This window comes from Chelatococcus asaccharovorans (assembly GCF_003201475.1).
Taxonomy (GTDB): Bacteria; Pseudomonadota; Alphaproteobacteria; order Rhizobiales; family Beijerinckiaceae; genus Chelatococcus; species Chelatococcus asaccharovorans.
This window is the reverse complement of the sequence record NZ_QJJK01000010.1, coordinates 295,101-311,535: the sequence shown is the minus strand read 5'-3', so window position 1 is coordinate 311,535 and position 16,435 is coordinate 295,101. Positions and strand designations below refer to the sequence as shown.

Here is a 16,435-nt window from a genome sequence, read left to right as displayed (position 1 = left end):
CAGGATCGCGCCGACGGTCGAGCGAGGCAGGCCGAGCTCGCGCGCGATGGCCGGGCCACTCAGGCGCCGCCGGCGAAGTCCCTCGACGGCCTCGATCGTCGCGACCGGTGTCGCATGCGGCATCCGGCCGGGCGCCGAGCTCCTGTCGTGAAGCATCCGCTCGCCGCCCGCCCGGAACCGGGCCAGCCACTTGTAGGCCGTGCGCTCGGAAATCCCGGCCGCTCGCGCAGCATCCGCGACGCGCCAGCCCCCTGCCACGATCCGATTCACCAGAAGGACTCGACCGTGAACGGTCATCCGCGCATTCTCATGCATGTTCATCCGGGCGCTCCGGTCAGGGTTGGTTGGCTTCGCAACCCCAACCTCACATCCCGGCCCCGGATGAACAACCTTCATAGCTTCGACATCTAGATGTCGCGCGTGTGACGGAAAAACAGCGCCATTCCTGGCAAATCCGATGCGCCGGCACCGTGATCGCGTCCGAACCGCCGCGCGATGACCTTGAAAGGTGATCGGTCGAAGAATTGAGCGCGTTGCTCGCGCGAAATCGGTCTCCCCTTTTCCGTGCGATGGTCTAAATCTTGGCTCCGAGCACGGCGACTCACCGTTTCGCACGGATGGTCGCCGGTGTGAGAATGCGAGCGTCCCTGCTGCGAAGCGTCATGCCGGCGTCCGCACAACAGGGCCGCCTTCGCCCGGCAAGGAGAAGCGAATGGCCAAGACCGGCCCCCACAAGGAGAAGACGGGCCCACGCAAGGAGCTGATGGAGCGTGAGCTTCTCGACCATGCCACGGAGCTTTTCGCCCGCAATGGCTACGCCGGGACGACGCTGCGCGACATTGCCGATACGGCCAATATCGGCCGCACCTCGCTCTATCACTATTTCAGCTCGAAGGAGGCTTTTCTCGCGGCGCTGGTGGAAGAGGTCACGCTGACATCCTCCACGTTGCTGATCGAGATTCGCCGCCGGACGGATCTGACACCGCGCGGCCAGCTCGAGGCGGCGGCCCATATGCTGGTCATGAGGGTCTTGGCCCAGCCGTCGCATTTCCGCGTTCTCGAGCGCGACGAGGCCAATCTGCCGCCCTCGCTGGCCGAACGCCACCGCAAGGGCAAGCGCGAGGCCTTGGCGGAACTGGCCGCCATCATCGATGCGGGTATCAGATCCGGAGAGTTCCGCGCGGCGGAGCCCCAGATCGCAGCGCTGACGATTTTCGGCATGTGCAACTGGCCGGCCTGGTGGTTCAATCCGAAGGGTCAGCGCGATGCCGCCGCCGTCGCCGCCGTCGTCACCGGCATGGCCGTCGGCTCCATATCGCGCCCGGAAGCGTCTCGCCGCGCCGGGCCTTCCGACGTCATTCATGCGATCCAGGACGAACTCGGGACGCTGGCACAGATGATCGGGGCCTCGGTGGATCGCCCCGAGCCGTCGGAGAGCGGGCCGAGCGCGGTGGTTCATCAGAAACGATAGGCGCTGTCCCGCCGCCGATCCGGCGCGGAACACCGCGCGTGCCCCAGAGCGCGGCGCCGTTCTTCGCGTGTCGGCTCTGTCGTCATGGCGCTCCCTCAGCCAGGCGCGATCTCGCTCGTCGCATCAGGTCGAGCAGATGCAGCGCCGCAGGCGTCAGTGGCAGATCGGCGCGGCGCACCACGACGAGGGCCGGGGCGGTGAGCTGCTCGACCACGTCGATCGTGGTCATGGCCTGCCCAACCGTCTCGAAATCCTGCCATTGGCTTGGCACCATCGCGAGCAGATCGCTGTTGGCGAGGCAGGTCAGCAAGGTCAGCGCCGATTGACTGCGCACGGCCAGATGCGGGGCCGGCAAGTCGTGACGGACGAAAAGGGTATCGATCTCGGCGGTCTCGTCCGCCGTGATCGAGGTCGTGACCCAGTCCTGACCGACGAGTTCGCGCAACGAGGTCGCACCCGCCAGCGGATGCCCGGCTCGGCAGAGCACGACGCGGCGGTTCTGGAACAGCACTTCGCGGCTGAGCTCCGGGACCGCCTGCGCCCCGCCCTCGGGGCCGATGTAGAAATCGACGGAACCGTCCCGCAGCCGGGTTTCGAGCGTCGGGTAAAAGCCCTCGATGATATGCAGCTTGATGTTCGGGTAGCGCGCCCGAAAGAGCCGCAAGCTGGATGGCAACAATGCCAGATGCGCGGCGATCGAGAGGCCAACCGTCACGGTGCCGGTGCCTGCACCGCGCAGCTGTTCCATCTCCTCGCGAGTGCGCCGAATCTCCGACAGGATCGAGCGCGCACGCGCGATAAAGGCCTGACCGAAGGGGGTGGCGACGACGCCACGGGCGCGGCGCTCGAAGAGCGGTGCGCCCAGCTCGCGTTCGAGCAGCGCGAGGCTGCGCGTCAGCGCCGGCTGGGCCATGCGCAGATGGCGCGAAGCGGCCCGGACGCTACCGCGTTCGGCAATGGCGACGACCTCCTCGAAGTGATGAAGCTTCATGCCGGCTCCCCGTCCATGTATCGAGCGATATCATATCAGTATCGATCCGGCATTGTTGTCATCTTTTCGGGCATATCCAGCTGCGCTAACGCTCCCATATCGAGCATGCAGGCTCCGCACCCGGCCTCCGGGGAGAACGGTGCCGCCGGGAGAGAAGCGCATGGACATCATCAAGCCCGCCTTCCATCACGTCACATTCAAAACGAGCCGCCCCGCGGAGATGGTCGCCTGGTATGGCCGTGTGATCGGCGCGACGCCGACTTTCCAGGATGAGAGCAATGCTTGGACCACAAATGACGCGGCCAATCACCGCGTCGCCTTCGTGTCGCCGCGCGGCCTCAGCGATGACCCAGACAAGCGCAGCCATAACGGCATGCATCACAGCGCCTTCGAATACGGCAGCTTCGGCGATCTGATGGCGTCCTACGCCCGGTTGCGCGACGAGGGCATCCTGCCGGCCTTCTGCCTCGACCACGGCCTGACCGTTTCACTGTATTATCGCGATCCCGAGTCGAATTTTGTCGAGCTGCAATGCGACAGTTTTGGCGACTGGGAGCGGTCCACCGAATGGATGCGGACCTCGGCGGATTTCAAAACCAACCCGATCGGAACCTTTTTCGATCCCGAGCGGGTCTACCAGGCCCATATGGCCGGAGTTAATTTCGACGTGCTGCATGTCGGCATGCGCAAGGGCGATTATGCGCCGGCCGGTCCGCCGCCCGATTTGGGAATGCCGGTCTGAGCTGCGGCGGAGGCGTGGGGATGACGCTCCAGTTGCTTCCCGAGGATCGCGCGGCGATCGAAGAGCTGATTCAACGTCATGCCTGGCTGATCGACCATGGGGAGGCGAACCGGATCGGTGAATTGTTCACGCAAGATGCGACGCTTCATGGCGTCGGAGCCTGCAAGGTGGGACGCGCCGCCATCGCGGCCTGGGGCGCCGAGCGCGCAGCGATGCGCGGGCGCCGCTCCCGCCATGTCCACAGCAATATCCTGATCGAGCCCGTCTCGCCCGACGCGGCGCGTGGCTGGCTCGTGCTGACGCTCTACCGCCATGACGGGCCGGGGCTAGGTTCGGCAGCCCCGCTCCTGATCTGCGAATATGCCGACCGCTACCGCAAGGAGCCGGACGGAGCCTGGCGTTTCGCCGAGCGGCGTCTCGCCATGCTCTTCGGCGAGGCGTGAGGCCATGATCCCTCCGCGCCGGGGCGCCATCCCCTTCCAGCGCAGCGCGACAACAGCCATCCGCCGGGCCTCATGACGATGCTGGACAGAAGGAAACCCTCCGTGCAGGCGACCGGGACGGATATCGAGGTGCTCATCGTCGGTGCAGGCCCGGTCGGGCTTGCCGCCGCCATCGAACTCGGCCGGCGGGGCATCAACTGCCTCGTGGTCGAACGCAACGACCGCGTCGGCTATGCGCCGCGCGCCAAGACGACCAATGTCCGCACGCGCGAGCATCTGCGTCGCTGGGGCATCGCCGATCGGCTTCGCGAAGTCTCGCCGATGCCGCGCGATTATCCCTCGACCGTCATCTTCGCCACGCGCATGACCGGCCCCCCACTCGCGCGCTTCGAGAATGCCCTGAATGGCAACCTGGCCCGGAACGATCTGTATTCGGAGGCGGCGCAATGGGTGCCGCAATATGTTCTGGAGGAGGTTCTGCGCGAGCATGCCGCCTCGCTGCCCGGCGTGTCGGTCCGCTTCGGCTTGGAACTGGCTGGTTTCGTTCAGGACGAAGATGGCGTGGTCGGCGAACTCAGGGTGCTATCGACGGGCGCGACCGAGAGAGTGAGGAGCGCCTTTCTGATCGGAGCGGACGGCGCCCGCAGCGTCGTGCGCGACGCGATCGGCGCGACGATGCTCGGGGATCGCGCCTATTCTCGGAACTCCAACGTCATCTTCAGGGCTCCGGAGCTCGCCAGCCGTCATCAGCACGGCCGGGCGATCATGTACTGGTTGGTCAATCAAGATCTGCCTTGCGTGCTCGGGCCGATGGATGGCGAAGGTCTGTGGTTCTTCATGGCCACGAAACTCGCGGACGAGACCGATCCGGAGAGGGTCGATCCCGCCGTGTTGATCCGCCGGGGCACCGGCCTCCACGATCTCGACATCGAGATCCTGAGCCAGGATGTCTGGGCCGCACACAAGCTCGTGGCGGACCGTTACGCCAAAGGACGCGTCTTCCTGGCCGGCGACGCGTGCCATCTTCACCCGCCCTTCGGCGGGTTCGGGATGAACATGGGCATCGGCGACGCCGTCGATCTCGGCTGGAAGCTCGCGGCGGTGCTGCGCGGCTGGGGCGGTGGGAAACTGCTGGCGAGCTACGAAGCCGAGCGCCGCAACGTCCATGAGCGCACCATCGCCGAAGCCGTGATCAATCACGGGATGGTCGGCAACCAGCTCGTCAGGCCGGGGCTGGAGGATCCGGGGCCGCTCGGCGAGGCGACGCGCCGAGAGGTCAGCGAGATCATAGAGGCCGGCAAATTACGCGAGTTCCGCACGCTCGGTATCGTGCTCGGCTCGCGATACGCGGATTCGCCGATCATCGTGCCGGATGGCAGCGCGCCGCCGGAACAGCATGTCGTGCTCTATGTGCCCTCGGCCCACCCCGGCTGCCTCGCGCCGCATCTCTGGCTAGCGGACGGATCCTCGCTCTACGATCATTTCGGCCAAGGCTTCACCTTGCTCTTGACGGAGGGCGAGCGATCGCAGGCGGAGGATTTCGCGGCCGAGGCCGCCTCGCTGCGTATCCCGCTCACCGTCGTCGCACCGGAGGATCGCCGCTTGCCGGCGCGCTACGGCGCACGCTTTGCCCTGATCAGACCGGACCAGCACGTCGCTTGGCGCGGTGACATCCTGCCCGAGGACGCCACGAGCATGCTCGCGCGTGTCACCGGCGCGACGGCATCATCCGAGACCAGCGCCTGACGATTGGGCGCCTTGACGATTTAGACATAATCGTCGTAAATTCGACAGATAAGTCGCATGCCCAATTTAAACCGGCGCAGCGACAGACATCCTGGGGAGGATGAACTGTGAAACTCCTGGTAGCCATCGGCCTCGCGCTCGCTTTGACCGTCAGCGCGCAGGCTGCGGACCCTCTTAAACTGGGCTTCGTCACGACACTCAGCGGCGCCACCGGCGCCGTGGGCAATGAGGCGCAGCGCGGCTTTGACATCGCTCTTCAGCAACTCGGCGGGCAGATCGGGGGGCGCGATATCAGCGTCGTTCTCGTCGATGACAAGGGCAGCGCAGCGGAGGCGGTCGAGATCGCCACGCGGCTGGTCGAGCGCGACAAAGTCGACCTGGTCATGGGCCTGGCCAATTCGGCCGTGCTGATGGCGGGCTCCAAGCGTCTTCTCGCCTCGGGGAAAATCGTCGTCGGCGCCTATGCCGGCCCTTCGCCCTTTGCCGGCGCCGGTTGTCATCCAAACGCTTTCTTCACCAATTTCCAGAACGACCAATGGGCCGAGGGAATGGGGGCTTATCTCAATGCGAAGGGGGTCAAGAGGCTTGCCTTGATGGCCCTCGACTATCAGGCGGGATGGGATCACCTCGCAGGCATCAAGCGGACCTTCAAGGGCGAGATCGTCAGCGAGGTGCTGACGCCGTTCACGCAGCTCGATTTCGCCGCCGAATTCGCGCAGCTGCGGCCCAAGAAACCCGATGCCTTGTTTGTGTTCTATGTCGGCGGCCCGGCGGTGTCCTTCGTCAAGCAGTTCACCCAGGCCGGTCTCAATACGCAGATACCGCTCTACTCGCTCGACGCCCTGACGGATCCGCTGACCCTGCCGGCCCTGGGCGCGTCGGGGTTGGGAATCGTCAGCACGGCAACCTGGAATCCCGAGCTCGACAACCCCGCGAACAAGCGTTTCGTCGCAGCCTTCAAGGCGAAATACGGCCGCGTTCCGGCCAGCTACGCTCAGGCGCATTATGACGCCGTGATGCTTCTCGACGGCGCGATCCGCCAGCGCGGTGGCGACATCAGCGATACGGATGCGTTTCGCCAGGCGCTTCGCGAGGCCCGGTTCGACTCCGTCCGTGGGCCGTTCGCGTTCAACAACAACCATATGCCGATCCAGAACGTCTATGTTCAGCAGGTCGTCGCGGGCGCGGATGGAAAGCCTTACGTCAAGCTGATCGGTATCGCCGCGGAGAAGGCCTCCGACAGCTATCATCAGGACTGCCCGCTGAAATGACCATCGCCCTGCTGGTCGAGCAACTGATTAACGGATTGCAGCAAGGACTGATGTTGTTCCTGATGGCGGCAGGAGTGACTTTGGTCTTCGGAATCATGCGGCTCATCAACCTCGCTCACGGGTCGATGTTCATGCTGGCAGCCTATGTCGCTGTCGCGGTCTTTGCGGCCACCGATTCCTATCTGCTGGCCTTCATCGTCGCTTTGGCGGGGATTTCCGTCCTCGCCATGCTTTTGGAACTGGCGATATTCCGCCCGCTCTATGCGCGCGGCCATCTGGACCAGCTCCTCGCCAGCTTCGGCCTGGTGCTCGTCTTCAACGAGATCGCGGTGATGGTCTGGGGCCGCGAGCCGCTCTATCTGTCGATCCCGCCCCTGCTGAGCGGACAGGTCGAAATTCTGCCCGGCGTGCCATACCCGGTCTATCGGCTCGCCGTCTCGGCACTGGCGATCGCCGCCGGCCTGGGGCTCTGGCTGATCTTGTCGCGGACACGCCTCGGCATGCAGATGCGCGGCGGCGCCGAGCGACGCGAAGTCATGGAGGCGATGGGCGTCAATATTCGCGCGATCGCCACGATGGTCTTCGGTATCGGCGCCTGTCTCGCCGGCGTGGCGGGATTGATGACCGCGCCGATCATGCCCGTTCAGAGCGGCATGGGCGATCCGATCCTGATCCTGACGCTGGTCGTGATGATCATCGGCGGGGTGGGATCGCTGCGCGGCGCCCTGATCGCCGCGCTGATCGTGGGGGTGGTCGATACGTTCGGCCGCATCCTGCTTCCGCAGCTCATCGGGCTGAATGCCGGCTCGGCACTCTCGAACATGGTGATCTATGTGTTGATGGCAGTGGTACTGGTCATTCGGCCGACGGGCTTGGTCAGGAGCGCGACATGACGCGCGACCTGCGGTGGCCTGCCTTCGTCCTCCTCGCCGCGACCGCCTTCGCCCTGCCCTTCATCGGCGATTCCTACATCGTCCAGCTGGCGACGCGGATGCTGATCTTCGGCATGGCCGCGCTCGGAATCGATTTTTTCCTGGCCTATGTCGGCCAGCTCAGTTTGGGCCACACGATCTTCCTCGCCAGCGGCGCCTATCTCACCGCCTTGCTGACGATGGCGGGGCTGGAATCGGCGCTCCTGGTTTGGCCGATCGTCCTGCTGGGCGTGGCCCTGCTGGCACTGGCGGCGGGGATGCTGGCTCTGCGCACGGGCGGGCTCTACTTCATCATGATCACCCTGGCCTTCACGCAGATGCTGTTTTTCTTCCTGCAGAGCCAGAGAGGCCTGGGCGGCGACGAAGGGTTTTCCGTCCCGCAGCGAAACACGCTGCCGCTGCTCGATCTGTCGGATCCCCGCAACCTCTATCTTCTGGTTCTGGTCCTGCTTCTCGGCGTGATCGGGCTGATCGCCTGGATCAGGGCGACGCCGTTCGGCGCGGCGATCGAGGCCTGCCGGGACAATGCTCAGCGCCTTTCGGCGATGGGGCTCGACCCCTATGGCTATCGCCTGTCCGGCTTCGTGTTCTCCGCCGTGATCGTCGGCCTCGCGGGCATCCTCTACACGAATAATACGCTTTATCTCACGCCCGCGCTCTCCGGCTGGTATTTGAGCGGCGAGCTGTTGATGATGGTCATTCTCGGCGGGAGCGGCAGCCTGCTCGGGCCTGTCCTCGGCGCAGCGCTGTTCGTGCTGCTCCAGGAGCAGCTCTCGCATATTACGCCGCACTGGATGGCTGGGCTCGGCGCGCTGCTGGTGGCGCGCGTCATGCTGATGAAGGATGGGTTCTGGAACGTCCTTGCCCGGAGGCTCGGTGGGGATGACAGCCATTCTTGAGACGCGGGCCTTGCGCAAGAGTTTCGGCGGGCTCGTCGTGACGCGCGATGTCGATCTGACCTTGGAAGAGGGCGAGACGCATGCCTTGATCGGCCCCAACGGTGCCGGAAAGACAAGCCTCGTCAATCTCTTGTCCGGCACGCTGAGCCCGACGGCCGGCGACGTCCTGCTCGCAGGCGAGATCATTACCCGCCTGCCGAGTCATCGCCGCGCTCGCCGCGGCCTCGCACGGACATTCCAGATTTCGACGCTTTTCGATAGCTTCACCGCCGAGAAGAGCCTCGTCCTGGCGCTGCTCGCGCGGCAGGGCCATTGCTATCGGCTTGGCCGCATGGCCGGCTTTTCGTGTTTGCGGGATGAAGCGCGCCGGCTTCTGGATCTGGTCGGTCTCACCGGCCGCAACCTGGTCCCCACGGCGAGCATGTCGCATGGCGAGCATCGCCAGCTCGAACTCGCCCTGGCGCTCGCCGCGTCGCCGAAGGTGATGCTGCTCGACGAGCCGATGGCGGGCCTCGGTGGCGAAGAGACGGCCAAAATGATCGAGCTGCTCAGGAGCTTGCGGGGACGGTACACGATTCTGCTCGTCGAACACGACATGGACGCGGTCTTCGCCTTGGCCGATCGGATCTCGGTCCTCGCGGAGGGGCGCCTGATCGCGACGGGCAGCCCTGCGGACATCCGGAGCAATGCCGGGGTGAGGCAGGCCTATTTCGGAGACGACGATGGCGATTGAGGCTCCGATCCTAGAGGTCGATCGCGTCAGCGCAGGCTATGGCCGCGGCACCATCCTGTTCGACCTCTCGCTCGCGGTGCGCCGCGGCGAAGTCGTCGCGCTGCTCGGCCGCAACGGCATGGGCAAGACGACGCTGGGCCGCGCCATCACGGGAGGCGTCAAGCTGACCTCGGGCGAGATCAGGATCGACGGCCGTTCGATCGCCGGGTTGAAGCCATACCAGATCGCGCGCTGCGGCCTCGGCCTCGTTCCGGAAGGGCGGCTGATCTGCGGAGGTTTGACGGTTCGCGAAAACCTCGCCGCCAGCGCGGTTCGCGGCGCCTGGACACTGGAGGGAATCTACGATCTCTTTCCGCGGCTGCGCGAGCGCGCGGATCACGCCGGCGGGGCGCTTTCGGGCGGTGAACAACAGATGCTCGCGATCGGGCGCGCCCTGATGACGAATCCGCGCCTGCTCCTGCTCGACGAAGCCACGGAAGGGTTGGCTCCCGTGATCCGCCAGCAGATCTGGGCGGTGCTCGCGCGACTTAAGAAAGGAGGCCTTTCGATCCTTATCGTCGATCGGAATCTCCGCGCGCTGCGCAGCTTCGCCGATCGCTTCGTGGTGCTGTCGAAAGGCCGCGTCGCATGGGAAGGTGACGCAGCCGCCTTCGACGCCGACACGCGGACGCTCGAAACTTATCTCGGCGTCTGATGCTTCGCATGTCATTGGTCTGGCTGCTATCGTCGCGACGGTGATGGATCGAAGAGGCCAATCCGAGAAACTGCCGGAGGAGATCGAAGGCCTTCTTGGATGGGTCGGCGTCACACAAGTCACGATCGTGCAGGCCATCGTCGACGCGGAGCTGTGGCGGGGCGGCAGTGCATAACGGCGCCGCGCCGGACGCGGTGCGACAGGGACCGTGCTTTTCGAATACGATCCCTTCTCGGGCGGCCGGCCGGTTCATTGAACCGGCTTACCGCCATGGTGGATGCCGCTTGCGAGCCGGCGCCCGCAAGGGAGGCTGCGCCGCGGGCCGGATCGCCCGCGACCTTGCTGATGAATTCGCCAGTAGCCGACCCGCGCCCTTGCGGGCTTGGCTCTTCGCGGCCGTGGGTAGCGGTCCCGCGAACCGCGGGGGGAGGCAAGATAGAGGAAAGGCCGGACGGGGATCGTTCGGGAAGAGCGAAATGGAGACAAGCGAGGTCGATTATCTGAAGGTCCAGGTGTCCTGCGCTGCCGTGCTGGAGAAGGCCGGCTTCGCGGTCGATGTAAGGGAGAGCACGCGCCGGGTGGTGAAGCACCGGCGCGGCGATGACATCGTCATCGTGATCCATGACGGCAACGGCCGGTTCGATCCGCTGTCGGACGCCAAGGGCGACGTGTTCTCGCTGATCCTCCATCTCGACGGCGGCAGCTTTACTGACGTGCTCGCGACCGCGTCAGAGTTGGTCGGCTTCACGCCGGCGGAACCGGCCTGGACACGAGAGGCGCGGGATCATGAACCGGCCGCCTCAGCAGCCTGAATAAGGAGCGCATCCAGCAACGCATCTACAAGACCCGCGCCTTGGTGCGCGCCGATGTCTTCGATTATATCGAGACGTTCCACACTTAAACCCGCCGCCACAGCCATCTCGGCGGCATCGGTCCCGAGGCATTCGAACGCGCTTCGGCTTGAGGCTTGGCCTTGTCCACGAAACCGGGATCAGTCCAGTCAGGGAAGGCTAACTTCCATTTTCTGCCCGCGAAACTCTCGGAGCAACCACTTCCGAAATGTCCGGGCTACGGGTGGCAGATCGAAGCCCTTGGCCCAAGTTAGCCAGTAATTGCGGTCGGTCTTTGTGACCGCTCGCCATGGGCAGATCAGTCTGCCTTCCGCCAGTTGCTTCGCCACAAAATGTGGATTGACCAGCGCCAGACCATGATCCGACAGCGCGGCGGCAAAGGCGGTCTCGTTGCTCTGGAACAGGATGCGTTCGCGCGGCGTCTCGCGCTCCAGCCCGGCCGCCTGTTTCCAAAGGTCAAGGTGATGCGGCGTGTTCGCGCTATCCAGCACCACGATATCCCCGAATCGCAGCGGCGGGATCAGACCCTTGCGCCGCAGATAGCCAGGGGTACAGACGGCCGCAATTTCCTGCGCGACCAGGAGCTCATGACGCATGCGAGGCCATGTGCCCAGCCCCAGCCGGATTGCGATCACCGCCTGTGGGTCGATGGTGTCGCTGCTGTCGCCGGTGCGGATGTCCAGCTGCACGCCAGGATACAGGCTGCGGAAACCGTCCAGGCGTGGCAGCAGCCATGCCTTCAGGAACCACGGCGCGCACCACAGGACCAGAGTATCGGGCGCCGGTGCCGCCGAGGCCTGCGCAGTGGCCGTCCGAAGATCGTCAAAGATGCGGCCTATCGCCAGCCCATAAGCGTGGCCCGCGGGGGTCAGCCGCACCTGGCGGTGCAGCCGTTCGAACAGCGGCTGGCCGAGATGCAGCTCCAGCTGGCGGATCTGCTTGCTGACCGCGCCGGGTGTCAGATGCAGCTCTCCGGCGGCCAGCAGAAAGCTCTGCCGCCGGGCGGCGGCCTCAAAGATGCGCAGCGTGGGAAGGGGCGGGAGCATGGCCGGACTCGGTTGAATTTCATTCACCTGAAGCGACGAGCCGTCGTTTGTCAATGCACGGACGGGGCGCTGAGATAAGGGAAACCAGGATGATGGCCGCAAGCGGTTCAGACGCTCACCCCCATCAGCAAGGAGTGCCACGAATGTCGAAACGTCAGATCAAGTTGGGCCTGTCCATGCGGCAACTGGGCTATCACGCCGGTGGTTGGCGCCATCCGGCGGTTCCGGCCGACGGAGCGATGCGGATCGCGCATTTTGCCCATATCGCGCAAACCGCCGAACGGGGGCTGTTCGACATGGTGTTTCTGGCGGACGGTCTGGGCCTGCGGCAGCGCGACAATCCGCCCGGATCCTTAGCGCGGTCGGACCGCAATGTCGAACTGGAGCCGCTCACCATGCTGGCAGCGCTGGCCATGGTGACCAGCCACATCGGTCTGGTCGCGACTGCCTCGACCAGCTACAATGAACCGTTCCACATCGCTCGGAAATTTGCCTCGATCGACCATATCAGCGGCGGGCGGGCCGGGTGGAACATCGTCACCTCATGGTCCGAGGAAGAGGCCTGGAATTTCAATCGCGACCGGCATTTCGACTATGATGAACGTTATGACCGCGCGGCTGAATTCGTGGAGGTGACCAAGGGCCTGTGGGATTCCTGGGATCAGGACGCCTTTGTCCGTGACAAGGCCGAGGGCCTGTTCTTCCGGCCGGATGGGCTGCATGTGCTGAACCATGCGGGGCCGCATTTCCAGGTGCGCGGACCGCTGACGGTAGAACGGCCGGTACAGGGCTATCCGGTGCTGGTGCAGGCCGGAAGCTCGGAAGCCGGTCAGGAGATCGCCGCCGCCAGTGCCGATGTCTGCTTTGTGGCCCATACCGATCTGGGCGATGCGCAGGCCTATTACCGTTCGGTCAAGTCAAAGCTGGCCCGGCATGGCCGCGACGAGGATGCGCTGAAAATCCTGCCCGGGCTGCTGGCCATCGTCGCCCCGACCGAGGCCGAGGCGCGGAACAAATACGAAGAGTTGCAGGCCCTGATCCACCCGCTGGTCGGGCTGGCGCATGTCTATGGCCCGATGGGCGATCTGTCGGCCTATCCCATAGACGGCCCCGTGCCGGTGCCCAACGACCCTCAGCATCGCAGCCGCGCCAAGGTGCTGCTGGACATGGCGGCCCGCAACAACTGGACCATCCGCGACCTGTATCTGGCCGCCTCGATGGGCCGGGGGCACCGCACGGTGATCGGGACCCCCGGACAGGTGGCCGATGCCATGCAGGAATGGGTTGATGGCCGGGGCGCCGACGGGTTCAACATCATCCCGGCCACCTTGCCCGGCGGGATCGAGGATTTCGTCGATCTTGTGGTTCCTGAACTGCAGGACAGGGGCGTTTACCGGACGGTCTATGAAGGGGCGACGCTGCGCGAGAATCTGGGCGTGCCGCGCCCCGCCAGCCGCCATGCTTGAACGTACCACGAGGTTGGCAGGGGGCCGGGCGACATGAAGCATCTGATCGAGGAAATGACCCACCCGGAGTTTCAGGAACGGGCGGCCCAGGATCCGGTGATCCTGATCCCGCTAGGTAGCCAGGAAACCCAGGGGCCCAGCAACCCGATGGGCGATTTCATGCTGGCCCGATTGCTGGCCCGGCGCGTGGCTGAGGAGACCGGGGCGTTGGTGGCGCCGGTACTGCCTTTCGGCTTTGCCGATTGCTTCCAGACGGTGCCGGGGTCGGTGCAACTGGCGCCCGACACCTTTCGTGCGGTGCTGCGCGACATGCTGCTGTCGTTCCTGAACCATGGGCTGCGGCGGCTACTGGTCTTCAACGGCCACACCGGTAACACTGCACTGATCGATCTGGTACTTCGCGACCTGCGCAACGAACGGGGGGTGATCATTCCCTGGCTGAACATCTGGCCGCTGGTGCCGCAATCGGTGCGGCAGGCGGCGCATGGGGCTGATGCGCCGCGCGCCTTCGGCCATGGCAGCGATCCCATCGGTTCGGTCTATGAACACCTGCTGCCCAGTCTGACCCGGCGCGAACTGGCGCGGCCCGAGCCCCTGCGCCGCAGCCTGATGGGCCTGCCTACGGCCGGGCTGACCGGGCTGCGGCTCGACGAAATCACGCTGAATGCGCCCGTGCGGATCGCCGATCACTGTGATCTGGTGGTGGGCGGAGATCCCTCGCTGGCCAATGCGGAGGCGGGTCGTATGTTTGCTGACTACATCGTGTCGGCAACGGCGCGTGTGGTGCGCCATCTGCAATCGCTACCGGCAGATTGCGAGGGCTAGGTACATGCAGCCGCAGGACATCTTCAATGCGCTTTTCGGCCGGCTGGAGGATGCCGAGATCGACCAACTGGTCCGCCGCTGGCAGATCATGCAGCGGTGGCTGGCGGAACTGGACCGTAGCCCCGAGCTGCCTCCGCCGGACACAGGCGTCGGCGCGCCGGATTTCAGCTTGCCACCCGAGGGGCCGCTAGACAGCATCACCGGCCTGACTGCGGCCTTTACCCGGCGCGACCTTTCGCCGGTGGACCATACGGCCGGGCTGCTGGACCGGATCGAACGGTTGGACGATACGCTGCACAGCCATGTGACCGTCACCCGTCCGCTGGCACTGGCGGCGGCACGGACGGCCGAGTTGTGCTATCGGGACGGCGCCCCGCGAGGGCCGCTGGACGGCGTGCCCTTCAACCTCAAGGATATCATCGACGTGGCCGCGGTGCGCACCACCTGTCAGTCGCGCCTGCGGCTGGATGTCGTGGCGACACGCGATGCGCCGGTGGTTGCGGCCCTGCTGGCAGCAGGCGCGGTGTTGACGGGCAAGAGTGCGACGCACGAATTCGCCTTTGGCGGGCCGACTGATGACGTGCCCTTTCCCCAGCCACGCAACCCGTGGGACAGGCAGCGCTATGCCGGAGGCTCGTCCAGCGGCGCGGCCGTTGCGCTGGCGGCCGGGCTGGGGCATCTGGCGGTGGGCAGCGATACGGGCGGGTCGCTGCGTATCCCCGCAGCGCATTGTGGCGTGGTGTCACTGAAACCGACGCGCGACCGTATCAGCACGGCGGGCGTCGTTCCCCTGGCACCCCCGCTGGACCATGTGGGGCCACTGGCGCGAAGCGTCGCCGATTGTGCGCAGGGCTTTGGCGTGATGGTCGGGGCGCCGGCGGCTGCCGCGGATCGCGACCTAGCCGGGCTGACCATCGGCATTCCCTATAGCTGGCTGGATGCTGAGGCGCAGGTCGCCCCCTGCATCCGCGCCGCGATGGACCAGATGGGGCAGCTGGTGCAGTCCATGGGCGCGCGGTTGCGCGGGGTGCTTCTACCGCACATGGCATGTTTCCGGGCGGTCGTGTCGCTGCTGACGGCCTGGGGGGCGTGGCAGGTGCACGGACCGTCGCTGCGGGCGAGGTATGCCGACCATTCCGACGTGTTCCGCTGGCGCGTGGCTCCGGCCGCCCTTCTTCAGGCACAGGACTATGCGCGGATACTGGCCGCGGCGCCAATGCTGGTCACGCGATTCCGTGCGGCGACGCGGGGCTGCGACCTGTTGCTGACGCCGGCCACCGCCACAACCGCGCCGCTGCTGGCCGGGATCGACGCGCTGGCCGATCCGCTGCGGCCATCCTCGTTCCTGCAGGTGGCGAACCTGACCGGCCATCCGGCGCTGACCATCCGGGCCGGGTTCGATACGGCGGGCTTGCCCATCGGGCTGCAACTGGTTGGCAGACACGGCGCCGATGAGGCGTTGTTGGCAGCGGGCGCCGCCATCGAGGCGGCGATGCCGCGCCGGCCGCGTCCCGATCAGCCCGCGATTACCGGCCGATAGCCCAGCGTGCGCGACACCTGCGCGGCACTTTCGGCCACCAGCGCCGAAACCCTGTCCACAGAAAGTTCAGGCGAGGACCAGGCGGCATAGGCGGCGCTCATCGCCGCCATCGTGCGGCCCGAGTTGTCGCGCACCGGCGCGCCCACTGAGATCACGCCCGCGATGTTTTCGCCGTTAGCCACCGCTACGCCCGTCAGCTGGATCTGTTTCACCTGCGCCAGCAGCGTGTCGACATTGGTGACCGTGCTGGGGGTGATCTGGGGCAGCGGCTCGCTTTCCAGCAGGCGGCGCGCCTCGTCGGGGTGAAGACCGGCCAGCAGCACCTTACCCATGGCCGTGCTGTGTAGCCAGGTCAGGCTGCCCGGCACACTGCGGATGGCGATGGGTCCCTCGCTTTGCAACGAAAGCAGATAGATCGCCCGGTTGCCGTGCAGCCGCCCCAGATAGCCGTTTAACAAATGCGAGCTCGCCAAACGTTCCAGATGCGGCTGGGCGGCGGCGATCAACGGGTCCTTCTGCATCAGCGTCCAGCCCAGGCCGAGTACCCGGTAGCCGATGGAATAGCGCTTGGTCTCGGGATCCTGCACCACGTATTGCAGCGAAGACAGCGAGTTCACCAGTCGCTGCACGATGGTTGCGCTGATCTCAAGACGGCGCGCGATTTCCCGCACGCCCAGCGGCGTGGAGGATTTGTCAAGGATCTCGAGTATCTCGAGCCCCCGTTCCAGCGACTGACTGCCCGCCATAATAACCCTTCTTCCATCGGTCACCGACCGTGCATGCCC

The 16,435-nt window shown here is 65.6% G+C and carries 18 protein-coding genes and 1 pseudogene; 15 read left to right on the top strand and 4 right to left on the bottom strand.

What is annotated here, in order from left to right; translation table 11 throughout:
* Window positions 1-321: leucine zipper domain-containing protein (locus C7450_RS23705; RefSeq protein WP_170147393.1), on the bottom strand; the 321-nt coding region annotated here is incomplete at its 3' end.
* Between the two features lie 391 nt (window positions 322-712).
* Between C7450_RS23705 and C7450_RS23700 the strand changes: the two genes are divergently transcribed.
* Window positions 713-1,471: a TetR/AcrR family transcriptional regulator gene (locus C7450_RS23700; RefSeq protein WP_110376925.1), complete on the top strand. Its 759-nt coding sequence runs from the start codon at window positions 713-715 to the stop codon at window positions 1,469-1,471.
* Window positions 1,472-1,553: 82 nt separating this feature from the next.
* On the opposite strand, the gene C7450_RS23695 is transcribed toward C7450_RS23700, so the two are convergent.
* Window positions 1,554-2,462 carry a LysR substrate-binding domain-containing protein gene (locus C7450_RS23695; RefSeq protein WP_110376924.1) on the bottom strand — a complete coding sequence of 303 codons (909 nt, stop codon included), beginning with the start codon at window positions 2,460-2,462 and terminating at the stop codon, window positions 1,554-1,556.
* On the opposite strand from C7450_RS23695, the gene C7450_RS23690 reads away from it, so the two are divergent.
* The 11 genes and pseudogenes from C7450_RS23690 to C7450_RS23645 all read left to right on the top strand — a co-directional run.
* On the top strand, window positions 2,461-3,204 hold the full coding sequence (locus C7450_RS23690; protein ID WP_110376923.1) for a VOC family protein: 744 nt from the start codon (window positions 2,461-2,463) through the stop codon (window positions 3,202-3,204). The two genes, C7450_RS23695 and C7450_RS23690, sit on opposite strands and share 2 nt — an antisense overlap.
* A gap of 20 nt (window positions 3,205-3,224) precedes the next feature.
* Window positions 3,225-3,647 carry a nuclear transport factor 2 family protein gene (locus C7450_RS23685; RefSeq protein WP_110376922.1) on the top strand — a complete coding sequence of 141 codons (423 nt, stop codon included), beginning with the start codon at window positions 3,225-3,227 and terminating at the stop codon, window positions 3,645-3,647.
* A 102-nt stretch (window positions 3,648-3,749) separates the two neighbouring features.
* Window positions 3,750-5,393 (top strand): FAD-dependent oxidoreductase, encoded by a 1,644-nt coding sequence (locus C7450_RS23680; protein WP_210206518.1) that lies wholly within the window; start codon window positions 3,750-3,752, stop codon window positions 5,391-5,393.
* A gap of 107 nt (window positions 5,394-5,500) precedes the next feature.
* A complete protein-coding gene (locus C7450_RS23675) occupies window positions 5,501-6,664 on the top strand; it encodes an ABC transporter substrate-binding protein (RefSeq protein WP_110376921.1) in 1,164 nt (387 codons plus the stop codon).
* A 2-nt stretch (window positions 6,665-6,666) separates the two neighbouring features.
* Window positions 6,667-7,557, top strand: coding sequence for a branched-chain amino acid ABC transporter permease (locus tag C7450_RS23670; RefSeq protein WP_210206521.1), 891 nt, complete (start codon window positions 6,667-6,669; stop codon window positions 7,555-7,557).
* Window positions 7,554-8,495, top strand: a complete 942-nt coding sequence (locus C7450_RS23665) for a branched-chain amino acid ABC transporter permease (protein ID WP_110376919.1) — start codon at window positions 7,554-7,556, stop codon at window positions 8,493-8,495. The genes C7450_RS23670 and C7450_RS23665 overlap by 4 nt, the downstream gene beginning before the upstream one ends.
* Window positions 8,479-9,228, top strand: a complete 750-nt coding sequence (locus C7450_RS23660; protein ID WP_110376918.1) for an ABC transporter ATP-binding protein — start codon at window positions 8,479-8,481, stop codon at window positions 9,226-9,228. The genes C7450_RS23665 and C7450_RS23660 overlap by 17 nt, the downstream gene beginning before the upstream one ends.
* Complete coding sequence (locus C7450_RS23655) at window positions 9,218-9,922, top strand: ABC transporter ATP-binding protein (protein WP_245450073.1); 705 nt, start codon at window positions 9,218-9,220, stop codon at window positions 9,920-9,922. Before C7450_RS23660 ends, C7450_RS23655 begins: the two co-directional genes overlap by 11 nt.
* Before the next feature lie 43 nt (window positions 9,923-9,965).
* Complete coding sequence (locus tag C7450_RS34920; RefSeq protein WP_281064283.1) at window positions 9,966-10,097, top strand: hypothetical protein; 132 nt, start codon at window positions 9,966-9,968, stop codon at window positions 10,095-10,097.
* 301 nt (window positions 10,098-10,398) lie between these two features.
* Window positions 10,399-10,734 carry a hypothetical protein gene (locus C7450_RS23650; protein ID WP_110376917.1) on the top strand — a complete coding sequence of 112 codons (336 nt, stop codon included), beginning with the start codon at window positions 10,399-10,401 and terminating at the stop codon, window positions 10,732-10,734.
* A pseudogene (locus C7450_RS23645) lies at window positions 10,725-10,886 on the top strand (IS3 family transposase); the annotation flags it as partial. The gene C7450_RS23650 and the pseudogene C7450_RS23645, both read left to right, overlap by 10 nt.
* 36 nt (window positions 10,887-10,922) lie before the next feature.
* Here the strand turns inward: C7450_RS23645 and C7450_RS23640 are convergent.
* Entirely contained in the window at window positions 10,923-11,819 is an 897-nt protein-coding gene (locus C7450_RS23640) for a LysR substrate-binding domain-containing protein (RefSeq protein WP_110376916.1), read from the bottom strand.
* 143 nt (window positions 11,820-11,962) lie between these two features.
* On the opposite strand from C7450_RS23640, the gene C7450_RS23635 reads away from it, so the two are divergent.
* Genes C7450_RS23635 through C7450_RS23625 form a run of 3 tightly spaced genes read left to right on the top strand, consistent with a single transcriptional unit; the run spans window position 11,963 to window position 15,650 of the window.
* On the top strand, window positions 11,963-13,285 hold the full coding sequence (locus C7450_RS23635) for an LLM class flavin-dependent oxidoreductase (RefSeq protein WP_110376915.1): 1,323 nt from the start codon (window positions 11,963-11,965) through the stop codon (window positions 13,283-13,285).
* Window positions 13,286-13,318: 33 nt separating this feature from the next.
* Window positions 13,319-14,110, top strand: coding sequence for a creatininase family protein (locus C7450_RS23630; RefSeq protein WP_110376914.1), 792 nt, complete (start codon window positions 13,319-13,321; stop codon window positions 14,108-14,110).
* A 4-nt stretch (window positions 14,111-14,114) separates the two neighbouring features.
* Complete coding sequence (locus tag C7450_RS23625) at window positions 14,115-15,650, top strand: amidase (protein ID WP_170147392.1); 1,536 nt, start codon at window positions 14,115-14,117, stop codon at window positions 15,648-15,650.
* Here C7450_RS23625 and C7450_RS23620 read toward each other — a convergent pair.
* Window positions 15,626-16,396: an IclR family transcriptional regulator gene (locus C7450_RS23620; protein ID WP_110376912.1), complete on the bottom strand. Its 771-nt coding sequence runs from the start codon at window positions 16,394-16,396 to the stop codon at window positions 15,626-15,628. The genes C7450_RS23625 and C7450_RS23620 overlap by 25 nt on opposite strands.
* Between the last annotated feature and the right edge of the window lie 39 nt (window positions 16,397-16,435).